The 15,644-nt window shown below is 63.6% G+C and carries 8 protein-coding genes; all 8 read right to left on the bottom strand.

Annotated features, from left to right (window positions below; genetic code table 11):
- Positions 1–37 precede the first annotated feature (37 nt).
- Genes wecC through HFRIS_RS08490 form a run of 8 tightly spaced genes read right to left on the bottom strand, consistent with a single transcriptional unit; the run spans position 38 to position 15,295 of the window.
- Positions 38–1,300 carry a UDP-N-acetyl-D-mannosamine dehydrogenase gene (gene wecC, locus HFRIS_RS08525; protein ID WP_006462895.1) on the bottom strand — a complete coding sequence of 421 codons (1,263 nt, stop codon included), beginning with the start codon at positions 1,298–1,300 and terminating at the stop codon, positions 38–40.
- Between the two features lie 52 nt (positions 1,301–1,352).
- Complete coding sequence (wecB, locus tag HFRIS_RS08520) at positions 1,353–2,486, bottom strand: non-hydrolyzing UDP-N-acetylglucosamine 2-epimerase (protein WP_006462894.1); 1,134 nt, start codon at positions 2,484–2,486, stop codon at positions 1,353–1,355.
- A 17-nt stretch (positions 2,487–2,503) separates the two neighbouring features.
- Entirely contained in the window at positions 2,504–3,661 is a 1,158-nt protein-coding gene (locus tag HFRIS_RS08515; RefSeq protein WP_244436275.1) for a KpsE/RkpR family capsule polysaccharide export protein, read from the bottom strand.
- A 5-nt stretch (positions 3,662–3,666) separates the two neighbouring features.
- Entirely contained in the window at positions 3,667–4,329 is a 663-nt protein-coding gene (locus tag HFRIS_RS08510; RefSeq protein ID WP_006462892.1) for an ABC transporter ATP-binding protein, read from the bottom strand.
- Positions 4,326–5,141 (bottom strand): ABC transporter permease, encoded by an 816-nt coding sequence (locus tag HFRIS_RS08505; protein WP_006462891.1) that lies wholly within the window; start codon positions 5,139–5,141, stop codon positions 4,326–4,328. The genes HFRIS_RS08510 and HFRIS_RS08505 overlap by 4 nt, the downstream gene beginning before the upstream one ends.
- Complete coding sequence (locus HFRIS_RS08500) at positions 5,142–6,311, bottom strand: polysaccharide biosynthesis/export family protein (protein ID WP_006462890.1); 1,170 nt, start codon at positions 6,309–6,311, stop codon at positions 5,142–5,144. It abuts the gene before it with no gap.
- Between the two features lie 48 nt (positions 6,312–6,359).
- Positions 6,360–7,682 (bottom strand): aminotransferase class I/II-fold pyridoxal phosphate-dependent enzyme, encoded by a 1,323-nt coding sequence (locus HFRIS_RS08495; RefSeq protein ID WP_006462889.1) that lies wholly within the window; start codon positions 7,680–7,682, stop codon positions 6,360–6,362.
- Entirely contained in the window at positions 7,679–15,295 is a 7,617-nt protein-coding gene (locus HFRIS_RS08490) for a type I polyketide synthase (protein WP_081626833.1), read from the bottom strand. Before HFRIS_RS08490 ends, HFRIS_RS08495 begins: the two co-directional genes overlap by 4 nt.
- Positions 15,296–15,644 lie beyond the last annotated feature (349 nt).

Below are 15,644 nucleotides of genomic sequence, written 5' to 3'. Positions count from 1 at the left end.
CGGGCGAACCTTGTCGCGTTCGCCGTCCGGCCTGGCTTCATGCCCTGGAGATACCGACCACGTCGACCAGACGCTGGTGGGGCTTGAGTCTGGAACGCAGGTCGCGGAATTCCTTGTGCGCCACCAGCACGGCAATCACATTGGCCTCGGCCAGCGCGGTATCGAGCGCGACCAGGCGGGCCTCGGCCAGCTGGGCTGGAAGCGCCTCGATATTGGGCTCCACCAGTGACACCTGGCCCGCATAGCGGGACGAGAGCTCATGAGCGATATCCACCGCCGGACTCTCGCGCAGGTCGTCGATGTCCGGCTTGAAAGCCAGGCCCAGGCAGGCGATACGCACGTCCGCGCCGGTCATCCTGGCCTGCGCCATGGCTTCTTCCACCTTGCCGATGACCCACTTCGGCTTGAAGTCATTGACTTCACGTGCGGTACGGATCAGCTTGGCCTGTTCCGGATTGCTGTGCACGATGAACCAGGGGTCCACCGCAATGCAGTGACCGCCCACGCCAGCACCCGGCTGCAGGATGTTCACGCGTGGGTGGCGATTGGCCAGTGCGATCAGCTCGCGCACATCGATATCGAGCTGGTCACAGATTAACGACAGTTCGTTGGCAAATGCGATGTTGGTATCACGGAAGGAGTTTTCGGTGAGCTTGCACATCTCCGCAGTGCGCGCCGTGGTGATGACACACTCGCCTTCGACAAAGATCTTGTACAGGGCTGCAGCGGCAGCCGAGCACGCCGGAGTCATACCGCCGATGACGCGATCATTGGACACCAGCTCGCGCAGCACATGGCCCGGCAACACACGCTCCGGGCAGTGCGCCACGCGGATATCGGAGGCCTCGCCGGCATTCTGCGGGAAGCTCAGGTCAGGACGGGCCTCGCCCAGCCACTCGGCCATGCGTTCGGTGGCGCCAACCGGCGAGGTCGATTCCAGGATCACCAGATCGCCCTTCTTGAGCACCGGGGCGATGCCACGGGCCGCCGATTCAATATAGGACAGGTCCGGTTCGAAGCCCTCCTTGAAGGGCGTTGGCACCGCCACCAGGAAAGCATCCGCCGGCTCGGCCACGGTGGTGGCGCGCAGGGCGCCATCGGTGACGACCGCGCGCACCACGATGTCCAGATCCGGCTCCACGATATGGATCTCGCCACGATTGATGGTGTCGACGGCACGAGCATTGACGTCCACCCCGATCACCTTCACCCCGCGCGAGGCAAAGACCGCGGCCGTGGGCAGACCGATGTAACCCAGCCCGATCACCGAGATGGTCTTGAATTGCTGACTTGCTTGCATGACTTTTACCTTCGTTGGAAATGGAACTCGCGGAACCCGCCGCACGCGGCGCTCAGTTCAAGCTGGCCTTCCTTGCCAGCAGTGCTTCGACGATCCGCTGGCAGGCACGACCGTCGCCGTAGGGGTTATGGGCACGCGACATGGCCTGGTAGGCTGCGGCGTCGTCCATGAGCATGCTCACGCCATTGACGATCTCTTCGCGGCTGGTGCCGACCAGTCTGACGGTGCCGGCCGTGACCGCCTCGGGTCGCTCGGTGGTGTCGCGCATGACCAGCACCGGCTTGCCCAGCGACGGAGCCTCTTCCTGGATGCCGCCGGAGTCGGTCAGAATCAGGTGCGAGCGCTGCATCAGGTAGACGAAGGGCAGGTAATCCAGGGGCTCGATCAGATGGACATTGGCCAGGCCCTGCAGGATGCGGTTGACCGGCTCGCGCACATTGGGATTGAGGTGCACCGGATAGACGAAATCCGCCTGCGGATAGCGGTCGGCCAGTTCGGCGATTGCGCCGCACATGCGTTCGAAACCGGCGCCGAAGTTCTCGCGCCGATGGCCGGTGATCAGGATCACGCGGGCGTCCTGGCGAATGAACCCGAAGCGCTGCGAAAATTCCTGCTGCAGCAAGGCGTCGCTGTCGATCTTGTCTTTCACTGCCAGCAGGGCATCGATGACGGTATTGCCGGTGACGACGATGTTGCCTTCATCCACGTTCTCGACCAGCAGGTTCTGGCGCGACATGTCGGTGGGAGAGAAATGCAGCTTCGCCAGCGCGCCGGTGAGCTTGCGATTGGCTTCCTCAGGCCAGGGCGAATACAGGTCGCCGGTGCGCAGACCCGCCTCCACGTGACCTACCGTGATCTTGCGGTAGTACGCGGCCAGTGTCGTGGCAAAGGTCGTGGAGGTATCACCGTGTACCAGCACCACGTCGGGCTGGAATTCCTGCAGCACCGATTCGATGCGCGCCAGGATTTCACGGGTGATATCGGACAGGGTCTGGCCCGGCTTCATGATGTCAAGATCGAAGTCTGGCGTGATCTCAAACAGTTCGAGCACCTGATCCAGCATCTGCCGGTGCTGCGCCGTCACGCACACCTTGGCATCGATGCTAGGTGTTTCTTCCAGCAGCTTGACCAGCGGCGCCATCTTGATGGCTTCCGGCCGTGTTCCAAAAACAGTCAGTACTTTCATCTGGTTCCCCCCATAGGTCAATCAACGTGATCGCGTACGATGCTTTCGAGAAGCTTCAGGATGCCGGCCAGCATGAGTGCCACCAGCAAGGTGAAGAAGGCGTTATAGAGACGGCGCGGCTCCAGCGGATACTCGGGCAGGTTCGGCGTCTGCAGCACGGAAACCTTGTCGATCATCCGGGTAGCCTCCGAGCGTCCCCGCTCCAGCCCGGCCAGGGCGGCCTTGTAGATATCCTGGGCAAACACCGTTTCCATCTGCAGCCGCTGGTACTCTTCCATGGTGTAGTTCAGGGTCTTGCCTTCGGGCTGCGCGAGCTTGGCGCGCTCGCGGGCGATCTGGCGGTCTACCGCTGCCAGCGAGTTCTGCAGCATCACCACATTGGGATGATCGGCATTGAGGTTGCGAGGCAAGGCGGCCAGATTGGTCTGGATCTGGGAGCGCTGATCTTCCAGTTTGGACACGATGGCGTTGATGCCCTCGGCCGTGGTCTGAGGCGAGATCAATCCCTTGCTGTTCTGGAAGCGCAGCAGTGCCTGGTTGGTCTGTTGTACCCGCAGGCGTGCGGTATCGACCTGCCCGACCAGGAAATCGACCTGCGCCTGAGCCAGTTCATGGCCCAGCTGGTTCATGTAGCGCTCGCCTTCCTGGACCAGCGCACGCGCCAGATCCTGGGAAAACTTGGCGTCGTACGCCTGTACTGCGATACGCAGTACCCCGGCGTAGTCGTCATATTCCACGCTGACCCGCGACAGGTAATAGGCATGGAAATGCTCGATCGAATCGCGGCCCAGCCACATCCGCGAGAAGGGGTCATGCTCGCTGTCACTGTAGTGCTCGCGCAGGTGCAGTTTCTGGTCGAGCTTTTTGAGCATGTCCACCGACAGCAGGTATTCCCGCAGCAGGAACTGATCGGCCCGATTGATGCCCAGCATGCCCTTGGTGACGGCGGAAAGGTCGGTGGCCGCAGAGGCTGCGGAGTCGGTCTTGCGCAGGATCACGGTCGCTTCCGAGACATATCGGTCCGAGGCCACAAAGAGCCAATAGAGGCTGATCAGCACGGCCAGCACGGCGATGACACGGATCAGCTTCCCGAAAATGCGGATGGACAACCAGTCCTGTTTCAGGCGCGCCCAGCGCGAGCCCTTGACGGAGATTGGGGAATTTTCTGCTTGCATGTTACTCATGGGTTCAACGTCTCTTTGTATGCCTTCAGTGCATCTTCAATGTCGTCGAACCAGTCGGCTCGACCATCGTGGATCCATATGCCGGACTGGCAAAAATCGCGCAGCGTGCGCTCGTCGTGCGCCACCATGATCAGACCGGCCCGATTGGTCATGGACTTGAATGCCGCTGCCGCCTTGCGCCGAAAGGCAGCATCGCCAGCCGCAGTCACTTCGTCGGAGATATAGACGTCGAAGTCGAAGGCCAGCGAGAGTCCGAATTGCAGCCGCGAGCGCATGCCTGACGAATAGGTCTTGACCGGCTCATCAAAAGCCGGCCCGAGTTCGGCGAAGTCCTGGATGAACTGCAGACGTTCGGCCAGATCGCTGCGATGGCCATGCACACGGCAGACAAACTTCGCGTTCTGGCGTCCGGTGAGCGTGCCTTCCAGGCCGCCCTGCCCCATCGGCCAAGACACACGGCATTGACGCTGGACCGATCCCTTGCTGGGCTGGTCAGCGCCGCAGATGATGCGCAACAAGGTCGATTTACCGGCCCCGTTGGCGCCGATCAATGCAACGTTGCTCGCCGTAGGGATGCGCAGATTGATGCCGCGCAGTACCCAGCGTCCCACGCCATGCTCCGTCATGTAGCGCTTGTGAACGTCGTCGACCAGGATCATTGCATCACCAGCTTTCGTTCAAAGCGGCGGTACAGAACCAGTCCCAGGAACAGGCTGGACAAGGCCCACATCAACAGGTAGTCGAGACTGGTCTCGGCGACTGCGTGGTAGTTCTCCATGTATCCCAGACGGATCAGCTCCAGGCCGTTGGCGACCGGGTTGTACATCAGCCAGCCGCGATAAGGCTCGGGCACGGCCGACATCGGCAAGATGACGCCCGAGAGCAGATAGAGCGGCATCATCAGCAGCTTGAGGACATGTTCGCTCTCCGGCACCAGCGCCATGAGCACCGAAGCCACCAGGCCATAGCCCAGCGCGAACAGCCACAAGGCCACTGCCGACAGCAGTACCAGCAAGGGATCATCGACGGCCAGCGTGTCGTGTCCCAGCAGCGCCGCCCCCAACAGCAGCACGGCGCTGATGACCGCCATCAGGAAGGCCTCCAGCAGCGCGCGCATGAGCGCCGTGTCGAAAGGCTTGACCTGGCGATAGGCAAACAGCGGCAGGTTGGACTCGACCGCATAACTCACCTGCAGGGCGGTGCGACGGTAGAGGAAGAAGCCCAGCATGCCGATCATCGTCCACACCGCGAGGTCGGCACCACCAATGGTCTGGATGCGCAGCGAGCGCCAGATCAGCGCAATGAAGCCGATATGCACCACCGGCTCGGCGATGAGCCACAGCCAGGCCGCGCGCATGTCGAACAGGCGATCCAGCGCCTCGCGCAGGAAGATCGCATGCCAGACCGACAGCGTTACCGACAGTGCGCTGCGCTGCCGGGGAGCCAGTGAATTGTCAGAAGATTCGATCACTTAGTCTTTGATCAGATTGTTCAGGGTGACACTGGGGGCTGCCACGGAGACCACCAGACTGAGGAACTTGCGGAATTCGGCGGCCGGCGAATTGGCGACGTAGATCACGTCATGGTCCTGCACCGGGAAGTTCTGGGTGACGAACAGCGAAGCCGGGTCGCGCAGGTCCACCTGGTAGACCACCGGCACCTTGCCGTCCACGCCCACGGCCAGCGGCTGGGCGCTGCGCACCAGGGCGGGATCTTCGAAGCGGAAGATGAACACGCCGCGGGCATCGGCACGGCTATCGTTGAGTCCACCGGAGCGTGCCAGCGCCTGGGCCAGGGAAATACCGGCCGCCTCGAACGGAATTTCCTCGTTCTTGCCGGTCGCCCCCAGCACCGAGAAGGATTGCGACTGGAACAACGCGGTCACCACATCGCCGGGTTGCAAGGCAATGTTCTGACGCGGGTCGCGGATGATTGCGTCCAGCGGCATGGAGGCGGTCAGGTCGGCACGCGAAAGCTGGATGGCCATGCGATTGACCGGTTGCTTGACACCGCCACTGGCGGCCAGTGCGTCCAGCAGTCGTTCGCGACGCGGCGTCAGTGGCAGGAGCACACTGTTGCTGACCTCGCCCACCACGGTCACGTTGGATGAATTGTTCTTCCCCACGCGCACCATCACCTGAGGCCTGTTGGCCTTGCCGTTGAGGCGACGCACAATCTCGCGCTCGATCTCTTCGGTGGTCTTGTCATTGGCCACGATGCGACCCGCAAAGGGAATACCGATGGTGCCGTCCGAGGACACCATCTGCGAAGGAAAGGCGACCGGCTGCACCGTGGTCGCGCTGACATGGGCGTCCGCGGAGACGGTTCCGAACAGCACCGCGGGCGGGGTCTCCCACAGGGTGACGTCGACCACATCGCCGGAACGCACCAGGTAACGATCATCGGCCTTGCCGTCGAACAGTCTGGCGAATTGCTCGTGCTTGCGGCTGGCAGCCAGCCTGCGTGCCAGTGCATCATCCACATCGACCAGCTGGATACCCTCGATGCGACCCGAGGCAGGCTCTTCGATCACCTGCGCACGGCTGGCGCCGGAGGTAGGAATCCAGCCTGGCATGGTGGCGCAACCGGCCAGCAGCGCGATCAGGCTAAAGGGAAGGGCAAGACGCGCCCGGAGGGTCATTGAATGCATGGCTTGGGTATCTTCTTGGGTATCGCTATGGGCGGCCTGTCAGCCGACCAGTTTTCTGAGCAGCTCACAGGTGGTGGTGATCTGCTCTTCGCTGTGCATGGCGGAGAAGAAGAAACGCAGGCGCGCGGCCTTCTCTTCCACGGCGGGATAAATGATCGGCTGAGCATTGACGCCGGCCTGGAACATCTGCTCCGACAGCTTGCCGGCCTTGATCGAACTGCCCGTGATCACAGGCACCACGGCATAGCCCTGGGCATAGCCGGTGTTGATGCCGTACTCCTGCATCCTTTGCAGGAACTGTCCGGTGCGCGCGCGCAGCTGGTGCACCCGTTGCGGCTCGGCCAGCATGATGCGCAACGCTTCCAGCGAGGCCGCCGCCAACGGGGGCGAGATACCGACGCTGTAGACGAAACCGGGGGCGGCGTACTTCAGGTGCTCCACCAGTGCCCGCTCACCGGCGATATAGCCGCCGCAACTGGCCAGGGTCTTGGAGAGCGTGCCCATCCAGATATCGACATCCTTGCCAGCCACGCCAAAGTGCTCGCGCAGACCGCGTCCGCTCTGGCCGAGCACGCCCAGCGAATGCGCCTCGTCGACCATCAGGAAGGCAGCATGGCGGCGCTTGATGTCGATGAAGGCCGGCAGGTCGGGAATGTCACCGTCCATGCTGTAGAGACCTTCGATGACGATCAGCACCCGCTCGAAACGCGGGCGCACCTCGGCCAGGATGGCGTCCAGTGCCGCCGCGTCGTTATGCGGGAAGGAGCGTCGCGTGGCACCGGATAGCCGGGCACCTTCCAGGACGCTGTTGTGGATCAGGCTATCGTGCAGGATCAGGTCCTTGGGGCCGAACAGATAACCGATGGTGGTGACATTGGTCGCATGGCCACTGACGAAGACCACACAGTCCTCGACCTCATAGAGCGCGGCCAGCGCCTGTTCCAGTTCCTGCTGGACCGGTCGTTCACCCGCGACCAGGCGGCTGGCCGACGGCGTGGTGCCATAGCGCAGGATGGCGTCGCTGGCGGCCTGGTTGACCGACGGATGACCGTTCAGACCGAGGTAGTTGTAATTGGCGAAGTTGATCAGCTCACGTCCGCCGACGCGGGTAGTCGCACCGGCGACGCCTTCATGGACCTTGAAAAAGGGATTGGGTACGCCAAAGCGATCGGCGGCGACCTTCGGTACGAGGATCTTCTGGTAACCCGGATGATGGTCGAAGCGGGTGAACGCCTGCGACACCCTGGTCTGCGCCGGCTGCGCAGCGGCGCCGGCAGCGCGGCCGCCTTCGCTGGCGGCGCCGTTCTTGCCCAGGAAACGTGCGATCAGGTCCGACTTGGACCTTCCTTCCAATTTGCTCATGTTGTCAACCTCGCGCCTTGCGCCTTCATGCGTTGGGTCTCGGCGCTCATGCGGGCCCGATCTTCGGCGCTGACCTCTTCGCCGTGCTTGCGGATGAAATCCTCGACCAGCGTGTCGCTACCGGGCGCCTCTTCGGGGTCGTCCTCGCCGCCGAGGCGTGCGGTGATCTTGGCGGCGACCTTGGCAATGGTGGGTGCATCATTGAGCATCATGACCGGCAACTGCACACCGACCCGGCGCTCCAGTCCCATGGCAAGCTCCACCGCCATCAGGGAATCAAGACCGAGATCGTGCAGTGCTTGTTCATGGCCGATGCGTTCTTCGCTCACGCCCAGGATGGCCGACACCTCGCGCGCCACCTGCTGGCTGACCAGCTGATGAATTTCGGCGCCGGACTTGCCGGCCACCATGCTGCGGAAATCACTGTCGTTCTGGTCATCGGTGCTCATCACGCGCGCCGCGTCCAGTGCCGCGAAACGGGTGGCCGGCGCCAGCAGGCGCGCCAGCGTAGGCCATTCGAAATTGGCAGCGGCCAGGGTGTCGCCGGGGCCGCCTGCGGCCAGAATCCGTCCCAGCGTATCCAGGGCCTGACGGGTCGTTAGCGGAGGACGTCCCAGGCGCTGCTCCAGCGCGTCGCGCACTGCGGTATTGCGGGTCAGGTAACCGCTATCGGCGATGGGCCCCCAACCGATGGAAATCGCTGGCAACCCCTGTCGGCGACGCAGGCCGGCCAGGCTTTCCAGGCCGGCATTGGCCGCCACATAGTTGGCCTGGCCAGGATTGCCGATCGATGTGGTAATGGAGGAATACAGCACGAAGTGCTCCAGCGGCAGAGCGGCGGTCGCTTCATGCAGATGCCATGCCCCCTGCAGCTTGGGCCGCAGGACTGCCTCGATGGCCTCAGGATCCAGCTGGGGGATAAGGCGATCGTCGATCACCATGGCCGCATGCAGAACACCTTTCAGCGGTGGCAGGGTGTGGCTGATCTCGTCGATCAATGCCGTCAGCGCGCTGCGGTCGCTGATGTCGCAGGCAGCGGCATGGACCCGCGTGCCCTGCGCCTGCAGCTCGGCGATGGCTTCAACTGCGCCAGGGGTCGCCGCACCGCGTCGACTCACCAGCACCAGGCTGCGCACGCCCTGTTGCGCCAGCCACCGGGCCGAAGCCAGGCCGAAACCGGACAGGCCGCCCGTGACCAGCCAGGTGGCATCGGCCTGCAGCAGAGGCTGCGCGGCACCGCTGGCTTCCACGCGCGCGGGCGTCTGGTCCAGCGTGACGACCACCTTGCCGATGTGGCGCGCCTGTTGCATGGTGCGGAAGGCATCGACGATATGCGGCACGGCAAAACTGCGATATGGCAGCGGCGCCAGCACGCCTTCGTCGAACAGTGCCATGAGTTCGATGAACAGGCGTGCGGCCAGCCGTGGGCGACCGGTCAGCAACTGGTCGGCATCAATGCCGAAATAGCTGATGTTGTCCTTGAAGGGTCGCAGGCCGATGGGCGTGTTCTCGAAGAAATCGCGCTTGCCAAGTTCCAGGAAGCGGCCGAAGGGCTTGAGCACCGAGAAGTTGCGACGTACGGCCTCGCCTGCCAGCGAATTGAGGACCACGTCCACACCCTCGCCGCCGGTCGCGGCCATGATGTCGTCGACGAAGTCCAGGCTACGCGAATCAAACACATGGTCGGCACCGAGCAGGCGCACGAAGTCACGCTTTTCCTCGCTACCGGCGGTGGCAAAGACTTCCGCGCCAAGGTGGCGGGCCAACTGGATGGCCGCGATGCCGACCCCACCGGCACCGCCGTGGATCAGCACGCGTTCGCCTTCGGCCAGGTCGGCCAGGTGACACAGCGCGTAATAGACGGTGAAGAAGACGGTCGGCACCGTGGCCGCGGATTCGAAACTCCAGTGGGCAGGCTTGCGCGCCACTGCGTCGCGTCGGGTGACGATATGGCTGGCAAAGCAGGCGCTGCCAAAGCCCATGACCTCCTCACCGACCCGCAGATCGGTGACGGCCGCCCCGACCCGGGTAACAACACCGGCGAATTCCAGCCCCAGGCTGGCACCGGCAAAACCGTTCTCGACCGCTTCGTCGGGCAGCAGACCCATCAGGTACATGACATCGCGGAAGTTCAGGCCGGCGGCCAGGGTACGTACTTCGATCTGGTCATCGGCCAGTGGCTGCGGCGCCATCGCGAACCATTGCAGGTTGCGCAACTGGCCTGGCACCTTGAAGTCCAGACGGAAACGCGTCGGCTCCGAGGCCTGGGACGCTGCCGTAGCAAGCTGTTCGCAGGCTTGCCAGCGCAGAGCCAGGCGCGCCTGGCCGCTGAGCAGGATTTCGTTGACGCCATCCGGTGCTAGCAGCTCCTGGCCCAGACGCGCTGCGTCCTCCTGCCGGCCGGCGCCGCCGTCCATGTCCACCAGCGTGATCTGCAGATCCGGGAATTCGTTCATCGCCACGCGCATGGCCCCCCACAGCGCCGCTTGCGCGGGCTTGTGCTGGTAGTGCGCGGGCAGGTCCTGTGCCAGTGCGCCACCCTGGGTCACTACCCACAGGCGGGGGACGCGTGTCGAGCGCATCAGCGAGGGCAGTACATCCAGCAGTTCGCTCACGTAGAAGCCTGCGGCATCGACGCTTGCTGACGAGCCGCGCAGATAGACCACATGATCGCTACCGTTGTGCAGGACCTGCTCCAGGTCGGTGGTGCAATCGACTTCCTGGCCTTGGGCGATCAGGCAGGCGCGCAGATGCTCGGTCATCAGTGCCGATGCGTCGTCGAACCAGAGCGACCAGCGGCGTGTCGGGCCGGTCGGCAGCGGCGAGTGCTGTGCCTCGGCGGCATGGCGCGCCAGCAGCAGGTAGGCACCGCGTCCTGCGGCATCTGGTTCACTGAAACTATCGATGTCGGCAAAGCCGGCGCGGGTCAGGAAGATTTCCCAGTCGGCCGGCGAGGTCAGCGAAGACAGCGGCACATCTGCGGCCTCGTCCTGCTGTACCGGTGCATGCCACCAGTGTGGACGCAGCCCTTCGATGAAATCGGCACTCAGGTCGGCGTGGCGCTCGGCCACGACCAGCAGTCCGCCCGGTACGATCTGGCGGCGCAGCTTTTCCAGTACCTGTTGCGGCTGTGCGGCCAGGTTCAGGCAGTGGCGCAGCACAACGACATCGTAGGACTGCGGCAGCTCTGCATCGCTGTGCACATTCCAGTCGGCATCCAGCCGGGCCAGTGCCAGGCCGGGCAGACCCGCCAGTTCGGCCTGGTGACGCTGGACCATGGTTTCATCGGACAGCGCCAGGGTGTAATGCAGACTGCCCTCGGATTGCGACTGTACGAAACGGCGTGCCACATCGCTGTAGCCAACAGATATCTCCAGAATGCGCAGGCGCGACTGGATGGGCCAGACCCGGGCGAGATCGGAGAGCAGTTGCTCGATGCCGCGCGTGCTGCCGGTATAGACGGGGTCGCTGTCAAGCTGGGTTTCCACCGCGGGCATACGCGCCAACTGCATCCAGAAGCTCTCATGCAGCGACGGATCTGCCAGTAGTGCCGGCAGGTGCAGGCCCACGCGACCGGCCAGCAATAGTTGCGGCAGGCTTTGGGGGGACTGCGTGAGCAGGAGTTTCCAGATCTCTGCAGCCGGCGGCAGTGCGGAATCCGCATGCAGTTGCCAGTGCTGACCTGCACGGCTCAACAGGCCTTCGGCATGCAGCACATGGCGCACCCAGCGGCCATAGGCGCTGTGTTCCAGCAAGGCCGGGTCCAGTCCATCGCGCAAGGCTTCGTGCAGGAAGGCCATCACCAGGGCTTCCTGCAGCGGCAGGTTCTCGTTGAACCAGGATTGGCGCTGTGCGGCCATCTGAGACAGGGTCTGGCGAATGCTATCGACCATTGGAGCCAGCGCCAGCGCCTCTTGGTTGTGCAGGTGGCCAGCGCCGTCAGCGCGAGGTGCCAGGCGCGCGCTGGTCTGCCACAGGCTGACCGCACCACCGGCGCCTTGAACCAACGGCGCGGCGCGGAACCGGCAATCGCTCAGGCGTGCCACCAGTTCGCCATCGGCATCATGCAATTCGATATCGGCCAGGGCGGCGCGCGTGCTGACGCGCTTGAGATGCAAGCGGGCGAACTGCGGACAAGCCGCGCCGAATACCTCCACGCGTGCGGTCTTGACAGGCAGGAAGGCGCGCCCCTGGCCAGCGCGGATTTCGTCTCCGAAAAAGCCGACCAGTGCCTGGTAGCAGACATCCAGCAGGGCTGGATGCAGCAGGTAGTCGGCCAGGCCGTTCTGCACCGCAGACGGCAGGGACAGATGCAATTCCATGCTGCGCCCGGCGACGCGGGCGTGGCTGAAGCCGCGGAACGCAGGGCCATACTCCAGCCCGACGGCAGCGGTAAAACCATAATGCTCGTTGGCGTCAATCACGCGGGCGTCGGCGGGCACACTGATGGTGCCGGCGCGACATCCCTTGCCCGGGGTCAGGATGCGACCACTGGCATGCAGCGTCCATTCGTCGGCCGACAGACGTGGCTTGCTCTTGATGAAGAAACTGCCATCGCGCTCATTCAAGCTCAGACGCAAGGTGCGGGCCTGGTCCTGATCGAAGAGCATCGGCGCCAGGATATCGACCTGATCCAGCAGATAGTGACCGCTGCCCTGTGTCCCCAGCCATTGCCGGGCCGCGGCCAGCGCCATCTCGGTATAGCCGGCACCGGGGAAGACCGTCGCACCGCCAACCTGATGGTCCTTCAGCCAAGGCAGGATGCTTGCGTCCAGTACGTTTTCCCAGGCATGGCCGTCGTAAAGGGACCAGCCGAGCAAGGGATGCTCGCGGCGGCTGGTATTGGCGCGCCGTCCTTCGCTGGTGCTGGGGTGCCAGTGCCGCACATGTTGCCAGGCGTAGGAGGGCAGGCGTACTGGACGTCCAGGCTGCGGGAAATGATGCTGCAGATTGGGTGCACGCGCCAGCAATTCGGCCCGCGCCAAGGTATCCATGAGACAGTCCACGCCATCATGCTGGCGACGCAGGAAGGGCAGTACCTTGCCCTTGACGCCTGCGCCTTGCAACGATTCACCGATGTAGCGCTGCAGGATCGCATGAGGTCCGATTTCGATGAAGACGCGGCAGTGGCGTTGCGCCAGCACACGAATAGCCTGATCGAACAGCACCGGTGCACGCACGTTACGCCACCAGTAGTCAGCATCAAGCTGGTTGCCTTGCAGCTCCCCACCGGTGACCGTAGAAACGAAGATGGCCAGATCCGCTGGGCCCGGTCGCAGTCCTTGCAGACTGTCCACGAGCAGTTGCTGCACCGGGTCCATGGCGTGGCTGTGGAAGGCGTAGTCGAGATCGAGCAGCCGGAAGAACACACCGCGCGGACGAAGCCACGCCTCGATGCGGGCCAGTTGCTCGGGCGCCCCCGAGAGAGTGACATTGCCAGGACTATTGATCCCGGCCACGACGACGTCGTCACTGCCGGTGGCGACGATGGCCTCCAGCACTTCCTGTTCGCCCAGGGCGACGGCGGCCATGCGGCCGGCACCCCGGGTCTTGCCTTGCGCGGCACTGCGCATGACTACCACCTGCAAGGCCTGATCCAGGCTGAGTGCGCCACAAGCCCAGGCGGCGGCCACTTCGCCCACGCTATGGCCGGTCACGGCCGCAGGCTGCACCCCCTGTTCACGCAGCAGCAAGGTCGCGCCGACCTGAACGGCGAACAGCAGCGGCTGTGCCACTTCGGTTTCGTCCAGACGGGCCTGTGCGCCGTCGGCGTAGAGTTCGGCCAGGATGGAATAGCCGAGCATGGGATGCATGCGCGCATCCAGATCGGTGATGATCTGCCTGAAGCGCGGGACTTCCTCGCACAGGCGACGTCCCATGCCGACCCATTGCGCGCCATTGCCGGAATAGACGAAGGCGATATCGCCAGACTCGGCGGGTTCGTCTTCGCACACGATCGTGGCCACGGCATGGCCGGCGGCATAGGCTTGCAGCGCGGCGACCAGTTCGGTACGCGAACCGGCCCGGCACACCAGCCGGCGAGCCAGGCGCTGGCGCCCGGTGGCACTGGCATAGGCGACGTCATAGCAACGCTCGTCGGCCACCTCATCGGCCAACCAGCTTGCATAGCGCCCGGCCAGCTCGCGCAGGGCGTCTTCGGTTCTGGCCGAAAGGTAGAGCGGTGGCAGGCCAGCGGCCGCAGGGGTGTTGCCGGCGACCTCGGCCACCGCCGGGGTGCCGGCTTCCAGCAGCACATGGGCATTGGCACCACCAAATCCAAAGGAATTCAGGCCAGCGATCAGCGTACGGCCATTACCGGGGGTCAGCTCGGTATAGTCAGTCAGCAGGGCCAGCTTCAGGGCGGCGAAATCGATGCGGGGATTGGGCGCGTTGAGATGTAGGCTGGCCGGCAAGGCGCGCTGACGCAGGGCGATCACCGTCTTGACCAGTCCGGCCATACCGGAGGCGGCCTCGAGATGGCCCAGGTTGGCTTTCACCGAGCCGATGGGAAGATCCCGTTCGCGTCCCGAACCGGCACCATAGACTGCGCCGATGGCGGCCGCCTCGATCGGATCGCCAACCGACGTACCGGTCCCGTGCGCCTCGACGAAATCAATTTCGGCTGCCGCCAGTCCGCTGCGGGCAAGAACGCTGCGCATCAGCTCCACCTGGCCGTCGCGGCTGGGGATGGTGATGCCGGTCTTGCGCGCGCCATCGGCGTTGACGCCGCTGGCTCGGATGACGGCCAATACATCGTCGCCGTCGGCCTGGGCCTGGGCCAGCGGCTTGAGCAACAGCACGGCCCCGCCTTCGGCGCGCACGTAGCCGTCGCCGGATTCGTCAAAGGCCTTGCTGCGCCCGTCCGCCGACAGCATGGAGGCCTTGGTGAAGCCCACGAACGGATAGGGATGCATGAGCATGTTGACGCCACCGACCAGCGCGGAGGAAGCCTGACCGGTCTGCAGCGCCACGCAGGCGTGATGCAGTGCGACCAGCGACGAGGAACATGCGGTATCGACGGCCAGCGAAGGGCCGTGCAGATCGAAGACGTAGGAGATGCGGTTGGCGGCCACACTCATGGTGTTGCCGGTCATCATGTGGCCGCCCAGGCTGGACAGATCGTCCAGCACGCGGGTGCCGTAATCGAGACTGGAAATGCCGACGTAGACGGCGCAATCGCTGCCGGCCAGCGAGGCAGGCGGTACGCCTGCATGCTCCAGGGCCTCCCAGGTCAGCTCCAGCAGCAGACGCTGCTGCGGATCCATCCAGGCCGCCTCGCGCGGCGATATGCCGAAGAATTCCGCATCGAACTGGTCCGCACGGGTCAGCACGCCGGCGGCGAAGGTGATGCTGCGCCCGGGTTCGGCGCGTGTTCCGTGCTGCAGTTCGTCGGTCGCCCAGCGATCGGCCGGCACCTCGGTCACCAGGTCACGACCCGCCTTCAGCGCCGTCCAGAAATCGGTTTCATTGCCAAGGTCGCCGGGCAATCGAAAGCCCATGCCAACGATGGCTACAGGCAGGCACGCAGGGGGACTTGACTGACTGCTGCCCAACGAGCTCTGGTCAATTCCGTGTGGCAACTTATCGCCATCGCTCGTTGTGCTTTGAGCCATGCTTCCCCCGAAGATGCTCTCCCCTGCCCCCTCGTAAGCTCAGACGCCTGCTTGACTTCCGAATCCAACACGCAGTGAAGATAGTTCACTTATTCACTTAATCAGGCGGCGAAGTATTCAGTAAATAATCGCAAACATCCCGATGAATCCCGATGTCACATTGTAAAAGCGGAGCATTGGAGAAGCAACGAACTGAGGAATTTTTAACCTAAATTCATCCCGGATGATGAGATCGAATTATCATAAGGCGGCCTCGAGCCCAAGATCATTCTGAGAGAAATCGAGAAATATAGGGTTATTTAGGAGTTTTTTAATCCATCTTATAGGATTTTTCTTATATTTCCAAAAT

Source organism: Herbaspirillum frisingense GSF30, assembly GCF_000300975.2.
Lineage (GTDB): Bacteria > Pseudomonadota > Gammaproteobacteria > Burkholderiales > Burkholderiaceae_D > Herbaspirillum > Herbaspirillum frisingense.
Note: the sequence above shows the minus strand (reverse complement) of the source record. Positions and strands in the feature narration are given on the sequence as shown.